At 72.0% G+C, this 14427-nt stretch carries 14 protein-coding genes and 1 tRNA gene; all 15 read right to left on the bottom strand.

Annotation, left to right across the window (positions count from 1 at the left end; genetic code table 11):
* Positions 1-641 precede the first annotated feature (641 nt).
* Positions 642-715 (bottom strand) — tRNA-Pro (locus CFP66_RS45840).
* 217 nt (positions 716-932) lie between these two features.
* Complete coding sequence (locus CFP66_RS45835; RefSeq protein ID WP_369805294.1) at positions 933-1973, bottom strand: alpha/beta fold hydrolase; 1041 nt, start codon at positions 1971-1973, stop codon at positions 933-935.
* 46 nt (positions 1974-2019) lie between these two features.
* Positions 2020-3165: a sensor histidine kinase gene (locus CFP66_RS45830; protein ID WP_233160284.1), complete on the bottom strand. Its 1146-nt coding sequence runs from the start codon at positions 3163-3165 to the stop codon at positions 2020-2022.
* The gene (locus CFP66_RS45825) at positions 3162-3842 is read right to left on the bottom strand and encodes a response regulator transcription factor (protein ID WP_255413951.1); all 681 of its coding nucleotides are present in this window, start codon (positions 3840-3842) and stop codon (positions 3162-3164) included. Before CFP66_RS45825 ends, CFP66_RS45830 begins: the two co-directional genes overlap by 4 nt.
* 29 nt (positions 3843-3871) lie before the next feature.
* Positions 3872-5278, bottom strand: a complete 1407-nt coding sequence (gene der / locus CFP66_RS45820; protein WP_094931818.1) for a ribosome biogenesis GTPase Der — start codon at positions 5276-5278, stop codon at positions 3872-3874.
* Positions 5279-5316: 38 nt separating this feature from the next.
* A complete protein-coding gene (locus CFP66_RS45815) occupies positions 5317-5970 on the bottom strand; it encodes a 1-acyl-sn-glycerol-3-phosphate acyltransferase (protein ID WP_233160283.1) in 654 nt (217 codons plus the stop codon).
* Positions 5967-6671, bottom strand: a complete 705-nt coding sequence (cmk, locus tag CFP66_RS45810) for a (d)CMP kinase (RefSeq protein WP_094931801.1) — start codon at positions 6669-6671, stop codon at positions 5967-5969. The genes CFP66_RS45815 and cmk overlap by 4 nt, the downstream gene beginning before the upstream one ends.
* Positions 6672-6821: 150 nt before the next feature.
* Positions 6822-7598 (bottom strand): pseudouridine synthase, encoded by a 777-nt coding sequence (locus tag CFP66_RS45805; RefSeq protein ID WP_094931800.1) that lies wholly within the window; start codon positions 7596-7598, stop codon positions 6822-6824.
* Between the two features lie 52 nt (positions 7599-7650).
* A complete protein-coding gene (scpB, locus tag CFP66_RS45800; RefSeq protein WP_094931798.1) occupies positions 7651-8292 on the bottom strand; it encodes an SMC-Scp complex subunit ScpB in 642 nt (213 codons plus the stop codon).
* Entirely contained in the window at positions 8285-9097 is an 813-nt protein-coding gene (locus tag CFP66_RS45795; RefSeq protein WP_094931796.1) for a ScpA family protein, read from the bottom strand. The genes scpB and CFP66_RS45795 overlap by 8 nt, the downstream gene beginning before the upstream one ends.
* A gap of 25 nt (positions 9098-9122) precedes the next feature.
* On the bottom strand, positions 9123-10121 hold the full coding sequence (locus CFP66_RS45790) for a ParA family protein (RefSeq protein ID WP_369805293.1): 999 nt from the start codon (positions 10119-10121) through the stop codon (positions 9123-9125).
* 124 nt (positions 10122-10245) lie between these two features.
* The gene (xerD, locus tag CFP66_RS45785) at positions 10246-11184 is read right to left on the bottom strand and encodes a site-specific tyrosine recombinase XerD (RefSeq protein WP_094931812.1); all 939 of its coding nucleotides are present in this window, start codon (positions 11182-11184) and stop codon (positions 10246-10248) included.
* A 42-nt stretch (positions 11185-11226) separates the two neighbouring features.
* On the bottom strand, positions 11227-12516 hold the full coding sequence (locus CFP66_RS45780) for a TRAP transporter large permease (RefSeq protein ID WP_094931794.1): 1290 nt from the start codon (positions 12514-12516) through the stop codon (positions 11227-11229).
* Positions 12513-13127, bottom strand: a complete 615-nt coding sequence (locus CFP66_RS45775; RefSeq protein ID WP_158228471.1) for a TRAP transporter small permease — start codon at positions 13125-13127, stop codon at positions 12513-12515. Before CFP66_RS45775 ends, CFP66_RS45780 begins: the two co-directional genes overlap by 4 nt.
* A 59-nt stretch (positions 13128-13186) precedes the next feature.
* Positions 13187-14245 carry a DctP family TRAP transporter solute-binding subunit gene (locus CFP66_RS45770; RefSeq protein WP_094931791.1) on the bottom strand — a complete coding sequence of 353 codons (1059 nt, stop codon included), beginning with the start codon at positions 14243-14245 and terminating at the stop codon, positions 13187-13189.
* Between the last annotated feature and the right edge of the window lie 182 nt (positions 14246-14427).

The raw sequence follows: 14427 nt of genomic DNA, 5'->3' as shown, positions 1-14427 counted from the left end.
CTGCCGGGGGCACAGGTTCGAGTCCTGCCGGGGGCACAGGTTCGAGTCCTGCCGGGGGCACAGGTTCGAGTCCTGCCGGGGGCACAGGTTCGAGTCCTGCCGGGGGCGGCGGCCACGATGCACGAACCGGCACGTTCAATCCGATGAGCCGCCGCCACCCGTCGCGATCACGGGTTGCGTATCCGCCGTCTGCCACTGGTTCGCGCGCTCCGGCCGAGGTAGCACTATTCGCGGCACGACGTTCGCGTCGGCGGTCCGGCCCAAGTTGCACTCCCCTGGCATGCTCCGAGCTGATTGGCTCGAACGCTTATCCTCGCTACTGCGAGACTGGTAGCACAACCCGGCGCCGCGCCCGGCTACGGGACGTGCCGGAGGCAAAGAGCAACAGGGACCGTGACGTTCGTCACGTCCGACCCCATTTGGTGCATCGCAGTCAAAGAACTCGACCCCATTTGGCCGCTTCGGTCAAAGGCAGGAGCACGCCGCTCCTGATTCGCTCCTGTTTGATGCTCAACGACCACAAGGGACGATCATGCAAGATCCACAGAAGATCAACTTAAGATCGCCTGATGCGTCCGTTTCCCCTGGTAGATACGCCGATGGGCGGCTCCCTCATAGCAAAGGAACCGCCCATCGTGCCGTCGGGACGACAGGATTTGAACCTGCGACCCCTTGACCCCCAGTCAAGTGCGCTACCAAGCTGCGCCACGTCCCGGCCACCCCCCGAGGGGGCTCGATCAGCCTACCGCATGGCCGATCAGCCTCCGCGGCCGGTCGTGGCTCCCCCGACGAGCTCGGCAGCCGCACCTTCCTGTGCCCGCACCGCCGATGACCCGGCGCTGCGGAGGCCCCAGTCTCGGTGCAGGAGCGGGGGTGCACCACCGTCGTCGGTAGCACCGTCGAGGCGACTTTGGTGGGTACTGGTCGGTAGCTCAGATGCCGGGCGGGGCGGCGAGCAGCTCGGCCGCGGCGCGGTCGATGAACGCGGTGTCCACCGGGTTCGCGCCACCGCCCGCGAAGTGCCCCCACACGCCGGGGATCACCCGCAGCTCCGCGTTCGGGATGTGCGAGACGGCCCAGCGCTCGTCCTCGGGCGGGAAGTAGAGGTCCTTCTCGGCGGGCATGACGAGCGCTCGCGCCCGGATCGATGCGAGTGCCTCTTCGGTCGAGGAGAACCCCGGAGTCCGGCCGACGTCGCCGTGCCACCAGGTGTCGAGCATCGTCAGCAGGTTGTTCGGGTCCCGGTCGTCGAGGAAGAAGCCTTCCCAGAACCCGACGACGAAGTCCTCGAGCGAGGTGTGTCCGAGCTCGCGCCACACCTCGTCCCAGTAGAACGCCTGGGAGAACCCCCAGCCCGCGTAGATCCGCGCGAAGGCGCGCAGGCCGAGCACCGGTGGTTCGTCGGGCCGGTACCAGCCGCCGGCGAACGTGGCGTCGGCCTTCAGTGCGTGGCGCAGCGAGTCGAGGAACACGCGGTTGTGCGGTGCGGTGCGCGCCGATCCGCAGAACGGCATGATCCGCTGCACCATCTCCGGGTGGCTCACCGCCCACTGGTAGGTCTGGCCCGCGCCCATGGACCATCCGAGCACCAGCGGGATCGTCTCGATGCCGAAGACCTCGGTGATGAGCCGGTGCTGCGCGGCGACGTTGTCGCGGACCGCGATCGGCGGGAACCGGGCGCGGTCCCACGGGGGCGGCGTGTTCGACGGGGAGGACGACACGCCGTTGCCGAGCATGTTGGGCACGATGACGAACCAGCGCTCGGGGTCGAGCGCCATCCCCTCACCGATCAGCCACTCGTTGTCCCAGTGCCGCCCCGAGTACCAGGTCGGGTAGACGATCGCGTTGTCCTTCGCGGCGTTGAGGCTCCCGTAGGTCTGGTACGCGATCCGCGCGGGACGCAAGGTCGCGCCGCAGGCGAGCGTGAAGTCCGGGATCTCGTGGACGTCGTAGGGCGCATCCGGGCCTGTCACGAGCACCTCCGCGGGCTGTTAGTACCGGATGAAAGTATTCCGGGGTTCAAGGCGGGTCAAGTGCGGGCGCGAGGGCTCCGGCAGGGTGCGGCTCCAGCGGGAACGTCGCGCGCACGGTGAAGCCACCGCCCTCGCGGGGGCCGACGACGAGCTCGCCGCCCGTTGCACCCACCCGCTCCGAGAGCCCCGTCAGGCCCGCTCCCCCACCCGCCGTCACGGCGCGGGACTGCGACGCGACCGGGGCGTCGTTGGCGACCTCCACCACGAGCTCCGTGGGATGCCAGTGCAGCCGTACGCAGACCCGAGCGCCGGGGGCGTGCCGGGCGGCGTTGGTGAGCGACTCCTGCACGACGCAGTACGCGGCGCGGCCGGTGCCGGGTGCGACGCCGACGGGCTCGCCCCGGTCCTCCCGCTCCACGGCGACCCCGGCCGAGCGGGATCCCGCGACCAGGGCGGTGATCTCCGCGAGGCCTGCGGCGTGTCCGGTGCCGTCGAGCAGCCCCAGCGCCGCGCGCATCTCGGCGAGCGCGCGCTTGGCCAGCACGCGCAGCTGCTCGGCGCCGCGGCGGGTCTCGTCCTCCGCGGTGGAGGCGACGATCGCGGCGGCACCGACCGCGATCAGCGTGGCGTGGTGGCCCACCGCGTCGTGGATCTCCCGGCCGATCCGGGCCCGCTCCTGCGCCCTCGCGGCGTCGCGGGACGCGGCGAGCGCGTCCTCGCGGGCGCGCTCCAGCTCGCGCAGGCTCTCGGTGAGCCGGCTGCGGGTGCTCACGAGGAGGCCCATCACGGCGGGCGCCCCGGCGTAGAGGCCGACGAAGCCGAACGCGAGCACGATCTTGTTCCAGCCCAGGTCCTGCGTCATCAGCACCGGTGTGACGGCGACGAGGACGGCGGCGGCGGCCCACGGCACGAGCGAGGGAAGGTGCCGGCAGCGGCGGCCCATCGTGTAGAGCGCGACGATCGCGGGCGGCCAGCCCAGACCACCCGCGAGCCCCCAGAGCCCGCCGAGCAGGCCCAGCGGCGGCCAGACGTGACGCAAGGGCAGCAGGGCGCAGGCCACGAGCGCGGCGGGCACCGACCAGGCGAACGGCGCCTCGCCGAGCAGCACCGCACCGGCCGGGACGAGCACGGCCGCGGCCTCGAGCAGCGCGCGCCGGCCGGGCAGCGGGATCGGGATCCGCAGGGGCGTCACGGCAACCCCCAGCCCTGGGCCCGCAACGCGGCCTGGACGCGGTTCTCGGCGCCCAGCTTCACCAGCAGCGCGGAGACGTACTTCTTGACGGTGGCCTCGGCGAGCCCGAGCCGCTCACCGATGGCGGCGTTCGACTCGCCGGCCGCGAGCCCGCGCAGCACCTGCAGCTCCCGGGTCGTGAGCCCGTCCGGTCGCGACGGTTCCGGTTGCGGCGAACCCGCCGCGAGCCGTGGCAGCAGCCGTGCGGTGATCCGCGGGTCGAGCACGGCCCCACCCGCGGCGAGGTCGAGCACGGCGCGGACCAGCGCGTCCGGCTCGGCATCCTTGAGCAGGAAGCCCTGCACACCGATCCGCAGCGCCTCGGCCACGTAGTCGTCGAGGTCGAAGGTGGTGAGCACGGCCGCGGGTGGTGCGTCCGGACGGGCGCAGAGCAGGCGCAGCGCCTCCAGGCCGCCGGTGCCCGGCATCTGCACGTCGACCAGCACGACGTCGGGCCGGTGCGCGTCGACGGCCGCCAGCATCGCCGCGCCGTCCTCGGCCTGGCCCACGACCTCGACGGAGCCGCCCGCCTCCAGCACCGTGCGCAGCCCCGCCCGCATCAGGGGCTCGTCGTCGGCGAGCACGACCCGGACGGGGCGGCGCGCGACCGGGGCGGCTGCCTGCAGCGTCGCCGTCACCCGTCGAGCGTAACGGCGCCGGCGCCGGATCAGCCCTTCCGGCTGCGCTTCTCCCGCACGCGCACCGAGATGCGCACCGGCGAACCGGCGAACCCGAACTCCTCACGGAGCCGTCGCTCCAGGAACCGCCGGTAGCCCGCCTCCAGGAAGCCGGAGGTGAACAGCACGAACGTCGGCGGGCGGGTCTGCGCCTGGGTGGCGAACAGGATCTTGGGCTGCTTGCCGCTGCGCACCGGGGGCGGTGTCGCGGCGACGACGTCGGACAGCCATCCGTTCAGGCGCCCGGTGGGGATCCGCTGGTCCCAGGACGCGAGCGCGGTGCGCAGCGCGGGTGCGATCTTCGCGACGGACCGTCCGGTCAGCGCGGAGACGTTGACCCGCTCCGCCCACGGCACGCGCACGAGGTCGCGCTCCAGCTCGCGCTTCATGGCGAGGCGGCGGTCGTCGTCGACGAGGTCCCACTTGTTGAACACGAGCACGAGGGCGCGGCCGGCCTCGTCGACCATCGTGATGACGCGCTGGTCCTGCTCGGCGATGGGCTCGCTCGCATCGATCAGCACGACGGCGACCTCGGCCGCCTCGATCGCGGCCCGCGTGCGCAGGCTGGCGTAGTACTCCATCCCGCTCGCGGTCTGCACGCGCTTGCGCAGCCCCGCGGTGTCGACGAACCGCCAGACCTCGCCGTCGAGTTCGACGAGCGAGTCGACCGGGTCGACGGTGGTGCCGGCGACGTCGTGGACGACCGAGCGCACCTCCCCCGACACCTTGTTGAGCAGGCTCGACTTGCCGACGTTCGGCTTGCCGACGAGCGCGACACGGCGTGGCCCGCCGCCCGCGGCGCCCACGTCGTCGCGCGGGGTCTCGGGCAGCGCCTCGAGCACCGCGTCGAGGAGGTCGCCGGAGCCGCGGCCGTGCAGCCCGCTCACCGGGTGCGGCTCACCGAGCCCGAGACGCCACAGCGCGGCGGTGTCGGAGGTGAGCCGGTCGTCGTCGACCTTGGTGGCCGCGAGCAGCACCGGACGGTCGGAACGGCGCAGGATGCGCGCCACCGCCTCGTCGGTGCTGGTGGCGCCCACGCTCGCGTCCACGACGAGCAGCACCGCATCGGCGGTGCGGATCGCCATGTCGGCCTGTGCGGAGACGGCGGCCTGCAGGCCGCGCGCGTCGGGCTCCCAGCCGCCGGTGTCGACGAGCGTGAAGCGCCGCCCGTTCCACAGTGCGTCGTAGGCCACCCGGTCGCGGGTGACACCCGGGATGTCCTGCACCACCGCCTCGCGGCGCCCGAGCAGCCGGTTGACCAGCGTCGACTTCCCGACGTTCGGTCGTCCGACGACCGCGAGCACCGGTGTCGGCACCAGCTGCCCGGGGTCCTGCCCTTCTCCCAGCACGCCGTCCGGCGCGGAGAACTCATCGGGGTCCAGCCCCAGTTCCGCCATCGCGGCGCGGTCGTCGGTTCCGTTCACGTCCAGCCCACTCACGTGTTGTTGCGTCGCTCGTCGAGTTCCCGGACCATCCCGGCCAACTCGGCCCGGAGAGTCTCGGTGGCGGCGGTGAGCCCGGCCCGTCCGCCACCGGTGGCCACGGTCAGCGGCTCACCTACCACGATGTCCACCCGCGGGCGCCAGCGCCGGCGCGCCCCGTCGGGGCGTCGCGTACCCCGGCACACGACCGGGAGCACCTGCGCCCCGCTCGTGCGCGCCAGCCACGCGGCTCCGTGCTGTGCGGCCGCGACCTCGCCGCTACCGCGCGTGCCCTCGGGGAACACCCCGACGAGCCCGTCGCCGCGCAGCACCGCCACCGCCGCGGTGAGCGGCCGCCGGTCGGCTTCGCCCCGGCGCACCGGCAACTGCCCGATCCGCCGCAGGCCGACGCCGGCCAGGCCGGTGAACATCTCCTGTTTTACCCAGAACACCGCGCGGCGCCCCAATAGTCCGAAGATCATTGGCCCGTCGACGTTGGCGCTGTGGTTGGCGATCACGACCACGGGCCCGCTCGCCGGGATCCGCCCCCGGTGGTGCACCTGCACGCGGTAGAACGGCCGGAACATCCACGACGCGAGCCACCGGCCGCGGTCGTGCAACCAGGGCCACGCGCCGGGCGGCAGGTCCGCCGCACCGTGCGGGCTCACGTCAGCAGCCCCCGGTCGCGCACCAATCGCAGCAGCTCCGCCAGCACGTCCTCGACGCTGAGCTCGTCGGTGTCGATCACGAGTGCGTCCGCGGCGGCGTGCAGCGGCGAGGTCTTGCGTGTGGAGTCGAGCCGGTCGCGCCTGCGGACGTCGGCCAGCACCGTGACCGTGTCGCCGCCCCGGCCCGCCTTGCGGTCCTGCGCCTCGCGCCGCGCTGCCCGGATCTCCTCCGACGCGGTGAGGTAGACCTTCAACGGCGCGTCGGGCACCACGACGCTCCCGATGTCGCGGCCCTCGACCACGATCCCACCGTGGCGGGCCACGGCCTCGGCGATCAGCTCCCGCTGACGCTGCACGAGCGCCGTGCGCACCGCCGGCACCGCCGAGACCGCGCTGACGGCGGCGGTCACCGCCGGTCCGCGGATCTCCGCCTCGATGTCCTCGCCTGCGAGCCGGATCGCCGGGGCCGCGGGATCGGTCACCGACTCCAGATCGTTGGCGGCCGCCACCGCAACATCGCCTGCGGTCGGGGCAGCGCCGTCGAGCCCGGTGCGCAGGACGGCGAGGGTGAGCGCCCGGTACATCGCGCCCGTGTCGAGGTACGCCGCGCCGCAGGTGGCCGCCAGCCGTCGCGAGACGGTGGACTTCCCCGTGCCCGACGGCCCGTCCATCGCCACGACCCCGTGCAGCCGCCCGGTCACCCGCAAGCCCCCTCGTCCTCGGGCCGCGCGGACCCGTTCTGCCGCGCGCCGTCCGCGGGCCGCCGACCATCATGCCTTGTGGCCCGAGGCCACCCGTGAGTGGATACGAGTGCCGGAGCACTCGTATCCACTCACGGGCGGCGGCAGCCGCTACATGTCCACCGAGCGGTAGAGGCCTCCGACCTCGGCGCGGGTGAGCGGGCGGAACCGGCCGGGGCGCTGGTCGCCGAGGCGCACCTCGCCGATCGCCGTGCGCACGAGCCGCTGCACCGGGTGCCCGACCTCGTCGAGCAGCCGGCGCACCACGTGCTTGCGGCCCTCGTGGATCACCAGCTCGATCAGGGACCGGCCGGGCGCGGAGTCCACCAGCTTGAACGAGTGGACGGCGACGGGCCCGTCGTCGAGCTCGACGCCGTCGCGCAGCCTGCGACCCAGGTCCCGGGCCACCTGGCCCATCACCTCGGCGAGGTAGGTCTTCTCGATCTCGTACGACGGGTGCATCAGCCGGTGTCCCAGCTCGCCGTCGTTGGTGAGCAGCAGCAGGCCCTCGGTCTCGGCGTCGAGGCGGCCGACGTGGAACAGCCGCGCCCGCGGTGCGCCGGTGAAGTGCTCGTCGACGATCCCGCGCTCGACCACGAGGTCCCCGACGCACTGGCGGCCGCGGTCGTCGTGCATCGTCGAGAGGATGCCGCGCGGCTTGTTCAGCGCGAGGTGCACGACGTCCTCGTTCAGCACGATGCGCGAGCCGTCGACGTGCACGACGGCGGTGTCGGGGTCGATGCGGCGCCCCATCTCCCGCACGATCTTGCCGTCGACGCTCACTCGGCCGGCCGCGATCAACTCCTCCGCGGCGCGGCGGGACGCGACGCCGGCCTGGGCCAGCACCTTCTGCAGGCGGACGCCGTCGGGGCGCGCACCAGTGGTCATGTCACTCATCGGGCTGTTCTCATCACGTCGGGTATTCACAGTTCTCGGGTAATCACATCTCGTCGATCGCGTCGACGTCGGGCAGCAGTGGGGCGAGTGGCGGCAGCTCTTCCAGCGAGGAGAGTCCCAGCCGTTCCAGAAACATCTCGGTGGTGCAGAACAGGGTGCCCTGGGTGGCGGGATCGACGCCGGCCTCCTGCACCAGGCCACGCGTGAGAAGCGTGCGCAGCACGCCGTCGCAGTTGACGCCGCGCACCGCCGAGACGCGGGCACGGGTGACCGGCTGCCGGTAGGCGACGACGGCCAGCGTCTCCAGCGCCGCGCGGGTGAGCCGGGCGCGCTGGCCGTCCAGCAGCAGACGCTCGACGTAGGGCGCGTACGCGTCGCGGGTGTAGAAGCGCCAGCCGCCGCCGGAGTGCCGCAGGTCGATGCCCCGTTCCGCGGCGGTGTAGGCCCCGGAGAGCCGGCGCACCGCCTCGCGGACCCGCGCCACCGGCTGGTCGAGCGCCAGGGCGAGGGTCTCCTCGTCGGTGGGGGCGTCGACCACGAGGAGCAGCGCCTCGAGCGCGGCGTCGAGTGCCGCGTCGTCGGCGAGGGCGTCCTCGGCGAGGACGTCCTCGGGTGCTTCCTCGCCCGCCCCGTCCGGGACGAGGTCCAGCACGGTGGCGGCGAGGTCGGCGGGGGTATCAGTCATCAGTGGTCGTGGCGCCCGGTTTCTCGGAGGTGGACGGTGTCCAGCGTACTGTCAGCTCCCCGAACGGCTCGGGCTGCGCCAGATCGATGACGGCCTCCCGGAAGAGGTCGAGCACCGCGAGGAAGCGGGCCACGACCTCCAGGGGGCCGTCGCAGTCGGCGGTGAGCTCGGCGAACGTGGCCTCGCCGAGCTCGGCGAGCCGCTCCGCCACGATGGCCACCTGCTCGGCCACCGACACCGTCGGGGCGTGCAGGTGGTCGATGCCCACGGTGGGCGGGGGCTTGGGCCGGAACACCGAGGCGGCGAGCGCGGCGAAGGTCTCCGGGTCGACGCCGAGCAGCACCTCGGGCAGCAGCGCGGAGAAGCGCTCCTCCAGCGCCACCGACCGCGGGAACCGCCGCATCGCCCCGGCCTCGAGCTCCACGAACAGCCCGGCCACCTGCTTGTAGGCGCGGTACTGCAGCAGCCGCGCGAACAGCAGGTCCCGGGCCTCGAGCAGCGCGAGGTCCTCGGCGTCCTCCACCTCGGCGTCGGGCAGCAGCCGAGCCGCCTTCAGATCCAGCAAGGTGGCCGCGACCAGCAGGAATTCCGTGGTCTCGTCCAGGTCGGCGTCGTCGCCCAGCGCGGCGAGGTGCGCGATGAAGTCGTCGGTGACGGTGTGCAACGCCATCTCGGTGATGTCGAGCTCGTGCTTGCCGATCAGCTGCAGCAGGAGGTCGAACGGCCCCTCGAAGTTGTACAGCCGGACCTGGAAACGCGGGCGGGCACGGGTGGGCGCCGACGCGTCGTCGTCGACGACCGTCACGCGGCTCGGCCCCTCGCGTGCCCGTTCACCGGGCGATGACCTCGCGGGCCAGCATCCGGTACGCCTTGGCCCCGTTGGATGCGGGCGCCCACGTGGTGATCGGCTCCCCCGCCACGGTGGTCTCCGGGAACCGGACGGTGCGGTTGATCACGGCCTCGAACACGAGCTCGCCGAAGGCCTCGATCACGCGCTGGCGCACCTCCTTGGTGTGCAGCGTGCGGGGGTCGAACATCGTGGCCAGTATGCCCAGGATCTGCAGGTCGGGGTTGAGCCGCTCCTTCACCTTGTCGATGGTGTCCATCAGCAGGGCGACGCCGCGCAGCGAGAAGAACTCGCAGGCCAGCGGGATGAGGATCGAATCGGCACAGGCGAGCGCGTTGATCGTGAGCAGGCCGAGCGACGGCTGGCAGTCGATGAGGATGACGTCGTAGCGGTCGAGCACCGGCTTGATCGCCCGCCCGAGCGCCTGCTCCCGGCCCACCTCGGTGACGAGCTGCACCTCGGCGGCGGACAGGTCGATGTTGCTGGGCAGCAGGTCCATGCCCTCGACGCCGCTGGGCCTTATGACCTCGTCGATCTCCGCCCCGCGCTCCATGAGCAGGTTGTAGATCGTCATGTCCAGCTCGTGGGCCTGCACTCCGAGCCCGACCGAGAGCGCACCCTGCGGATCGAAGTCGACGAGCAGCACCCGGCGGCCGTACTCCGCGAGCGCCGCGCCCAGGTTGATCGTCGACGTCGTCTTGCCGACGCCGCCCTTCTGGTTGGCGACCGCGATCACCCGCGCCGGACCGTGTTCGGTCAGCGGGGCCGGTTCGGGCACGTTCACGCGGTCTCTCCCCACGGAGTCGGCGTCCAGCTCGTCGTCGTAGCGATCTTCGTCGAGCGGCTCCGAGCGGGGGGCGAAGGGCCGCGGCGTGTCCATGCGGTCTCCGGTCTCTGGCGGGTGACCCGTGACAGGGCCGATCCGCGCAGCGTAGGAGCCCGGGCGGACGACCGGCAACGCGCCCCGCCGCGTGTCGGCCATCCGATCGGCCGAGTGTGACCGAAGGGACCCCGAGGTTACCCGGAGACGACACCGGGATGGACGACGGGCGCGCGGCGCGGTCGGGGGAACGGCGGGTCCGGATCGGGTGAGCCGGAACCCCTGCTCACGGCGTGCGCACCGCACGCAGGGCGCGTGGGTGCGAGGTCGCGTAGACCTCGCGCAGGGTGTCGACCGTGACGTGCGTGTAGACCTGCGTGGTCGTCACCGACGCGTGGCCGAGCAGCTCCTGCACGACGCGGACGTCGGCGCCCCCGGCGAGCAGGTGGGTGGCGAAGCAGTGCCGCAGCGTGTGCGGGGAGACGTCGGCGGTCAGCCCGGCGGCGTCCGCGGCGGCGCGCAGGGCGTGCCAGGCGCTCTGCCGCGACAGGCGCGCCCCGCGGGCGTTGAGCAGCAACGCCGGGCTCCCCCGCCCGCGTGCGGCCAGCGCCGGGCGGCCCCGCACCCGGTACACGTCGACGGCGGCGAGCGCGGGCCGCCCGACGGGCACGATCCGCTGCTTGCCACCCTTGCCGCGCAGCAGCACCGTGCGCGCCGTCGTGTCGAGGTCGTCGACGTCGAGCCCCACGGCCTCCGAGATCCGGGCGCCGGTGGAGTAGAGCAGCTCCAGCAGCGCGCGGGAGCGCAGCGCGGACGGGCCGTCCCCGATGCACCCGGCCAGCAACTGCTCGACCTCGTCCACCGACAGCGTCCGCGGCAGGCGGACCGGCAACGCGGGCGGCGCGACGTCGCGGGCGACGTCGTCGGGCACCAGCCCGTCCCGCACGGCGAAGCGGTGCAGCCCCCGAACCGCGGCGAGCGCCCGCGCCGCCGACGACGCCGCCAGGCCCGCAGGGCCGCTGCGCAGCGCCGGGACGAACGCCGCGACGTCGCCCTCGCGCACGTCGGCGAGTTCGTCCATCCCCTTCCCGGCGAGGTGCTCGAGGTAGCGGGCGAGGTCCTTGCGGTAGGCCCGCAGCGTGTTCTCCGCGCTCCCCCGCTCGACCGCGAGGTGGTTCAGGAACGCCTCGACGACGTCGTCCGGTCGGGCTCCCACACCGACCATCTTCCCGCGGACGCGCTGCGGCGGCACGCAGGACGCGCCCGGCTACCCGCCGCCGAGGAACGCGAGCGAGATCGCCGGGACGTAGGTCACCAGGAACAGCGCCGCCAGCAGCACGAGCGCGGTGGGGATCGCGGCCCGCGCGACCTGCAGGACCGTCATCCCCGACATCCCGCTGGCCACGAACAGGTTCAGGCCCAGCGGCGGCGTGACCATCCCGATCTCGAGGTTCATCACCATGATGATCCCGAGGTGGATCGGGTCGACCCCGAGTTCGAGGCCGATCGGCAGCAGGATCGGGGCGATGATCAGGATCGCGCTGGAGGTCTCCATGAAGCAGCCGGCCACCAGCAGGATGACGTTGACGAGCAGCAGGAACGTCCACTTGTTCAGCTCGGCGCCCAGCAGCAGCTCGGTGATCTCGCCCGGGATCCGCTCGGAGGTGAGCACGAACGAGAACAGGATCCCGTTGGCGATGATGAACATGATCATCGCTGACGTGCGCGAGGACGAGAGCAGGATCGCGCCGAGGTCGGGCAGCTTCAGCTCGCGGTAGACGAACACGGAGACGATGACCGCGTAGAACACGGCCATCGCGGCCGCCTCGGTGGGCGTGAAGATCCCGCCGTAGATGCCGCCGAGCACGAGCACGGGCAGGGCGAGGCTCAGCAGCGCGTCACGCAGGGCGCGCAGCTTCTCCCCCGTGGTCATCACGATCGCGTGCTCGCCCGTGCCGTAGCCGCGGCGGTGGGAGAGCACGAACACCAGGGCGAGCAGCATGAGCCCGGCGACGATGCCCGGCAGGACGCCGGCGATGAACAGGTCGCCGATCGACTGCTCGGTCGCGATCCCGTAGACGATCAGCGGGATCGACGGCGGGATGAGGATGCCGAGCGATCCGGACGTCGCGATCAGGCCGGTCGAGAACCGCTTCGGGTAGCCGCTGGCCACCATGGCCGGGATGATCAGCGTGCCGACGGCGACGACCGTGGCCGGGCTGGACCCGGAGATGGCCGCGAAGAACATGCACGAGAGCACGCCGGTCATCGCCAGTCCGCCGCGGAACTGGCCGACCACCGCGTTGCACGCCGCGATCAGCCGCCTGCTGATCCCGCCGCGGCTCATGATGCTCGCGGCGAGCACGAAGAACGGGATCGCCATCAGCGGGAACGTGTTCAGCGCGTTGAACAGCCGCTCCGGCACCTGCGTGAGCGGGATCGTCGTGTAGTAGAAGAAGTACGCGAACGAGGTCAGGCCCAGCGCCACCGCGATCGGGGTGGAGGAGAACAGCAGGGCGAACAGGAGGACCACGAGCACGATCGACGCCTCGGTCACCGGTCGTCCTCCTCGCGGTCGCCGGGCCGGGCATCCGGTGGGTCGTCGGGTTCGGCCCGGGTCCGCTCGACGTCACGCCGGTCGACGCCGGCCGCGTCCGCCTCGACCTCGAGGATCGAGCGGTGCCCCTCGGCGAACGCCTCGGTCCCGCGTGCCGTCCGCACGAGGATCTCCAGCGCGCGCAGCAGCATCAGCGTGAATCCGATCGGGACCGCGGCCTCCACGACCCACAGCGGCAGCTTCAGCGACGGCGTGATCGTCGCGGTCGAGAACGGCTCGAACAGCAGCAGCCAGGCGTAGGTGCCGATGGCCACGAGGTAGACGACTGTGATGGCGGCGCCGAGGACGGCGAACGCGCGCTTGCCGCGGGCGCGGAGGAAGGCGCCGAAGATGTCGACGTTGACGTGCTCGTTGTGCCGCAACGTGATCACGGCGCCGAGGAACGTCGAATAGATGATCAAGTAGATGATCGCTTCCTCCGACCAGAAGAGGAAGATCCCGAGCCCGTAGCGCAGGAGCACGGCGACGATCGCGATGATCGTGGCCAGGCCCAGGGCCGACGCGGCCAGGACGTTCTCTATCCGGGTCAGCACCTGGTCGAAGCGCTGCACGTGACCTCCATGCGGGAACCGGGGACGGCCACGTGGGCCGTCCCCGTCCGGTGTGTGCGCTACTGGGAGTTCTGCTCGGCGAGCAGGTCGGCGATGAGGTCCGGCCCGACCACGTCGGCGTACTGCTCCCACACCGACGGCACGACCGCGTCCTTGAACGCCTGGCGCTCCTCGGGGGTCAGGTCGAGGATCGTGGTCGTGCCCGCCTCCTCGATCGTCGCGCGGGCCTCCGCGTTCAGCTTCGCCGCGACATCACGGTTGTAGGTGCTGGCCTCGTCGGCGGAGGTCTGCACGACCTCCTGCAGGTCGGCCGGCAGGGTCTCGAAGAACTGGTTGTTGATCACCAGGACGTAGCCGATGTACCCGTGGTTGGACTCGGTGATGTGGCTCTGCACCGTGTGCATGTTCTGCGACTCGATGTTCGAGTACGGGTTCTCCTGGCCGTTCACCACGCCTTGCTGGAGGGCGTTGTAGACCTCGGCGAACGCCAGCGGCGTGGAGCTGGCCCCCCACTTCTCGAACTGGGTGCGCAGCACGTCGGAGGGCTGGATGCGGAAGCTCAGCCCGGCCAGCGAATCCGGAGTGCGCATCTCCGTGTTCGAGGAGAGCTGCTTGAGCCCGTTGTCCCACAGGCCCATCACCTTGATGTTGCTGGCGGCGAGCGCCTCGTTCTCGTAGATCGCCTTGCCCGCCGCGGAGTCGGGCGAGACCACCTCGGGGATGTCCTCGACGCTGTCGAACAGGAACGGCAGGTCGAGCACCTGCAGGGCCGGTGCCACGGTCGTGAACTTCGCGCTGGCGGGCGCGAGCATCTGCACGCTGTTGGACTGCAGGGCCTGCAGCTCGTCCTTGTCGCCGTAGAGCTCGGAGTTCGGGTAGATCTCCACGGTGATGCGGCCGCCGGAGCGCTCCTCGACGACCTCCTTGAACCGCTGCGCGGCCTGGCCCTTCGGCGTGGCCGGGGTGACCACGTGCGAGAACTTGATCGTGAAGTTCTCGCCCTCGGCCCCTCCACCGCCATCGGCGCCCGCCCCGCGCGCGCCGCATGCGGCCAGGACCAGCGCCGCGGCGACCATGAGCACCGCGACCTTCGAACGACGCCCTTGTCGTCTGATCATGTCCGTTCCTCCACCTCGCCGCGTCGATGCGTCGATCCGCTGGATACTCGCGGAGGAGATCGGGATTGGGAAGGCCGGGCAGGCAACGTTCCGGTCACCACTGCACGCGGCCCGGTTGCAGCAGAGCCACTCCCATGCAACGAGGTGGCAGGGAAGTGGCTCCGCTGCAACGGGTGCGCCAG

Origin of the sequence: Pseudonocardia sp. MH-G8, from assembly GCF_002262885.1 — a bacterium.
Lineage (GTDB): Bacteria > Actinomycetota > Actinomycetes > Mycobacteriales > Pseudonocardiaceae > Pseudonocardia.
The sequence above is the reverse complement of the archived record's forward strand: the minus strand, read 5'-3'. Positions and strand labels throughout refer to the sequence as shown.

Bases quoted from the DNA above. Each gene is read 5' to 3' on its own strand.
- der (WP_094931818.1), bottom strand. From the start codon at position 5,278: ATGGCGGAACTGGGGCTGGACCCCGATGAGTTCTCCGCGCCGGACGGC.
- CFP66_RS45805 (WP_094931800.1), bottom strand. From the start codon at position 7,598: ATGACCACTGGTGCGCGCCCCGACGGCGTCCGCCTGCAGAAGGTGCTG.
- scpB (WP_094931798.1), bottom strand. From the start codon at position 8,292: ATGACTGATACCCCCGCCGACCTCGCCGCCACCGTGCTGGACCTCGTC.
- CFP66_RS45790 (WP_369805293.1), bottom strand. From the start codon at position 10,121: ATGGCCGACACGCGGCGGGGCGCGTTGCCGGTCGTCCGCCCGGGCTCC.
- xerD (WP_094931812.1), bottom strand. From the start codon at position 11,184: ATGGTCGGTGTGGGAGCCCGACCGGACGACGTCGTCGAGGCGTTCCTG.
- CFP66_RS45770 (WP_094931791.1), bottom strand. From the start codon at position 14,245: ATGATCAGACGACAAGGGCGTCGTTCGAAGGTCGCGGTGCTCATGGTC.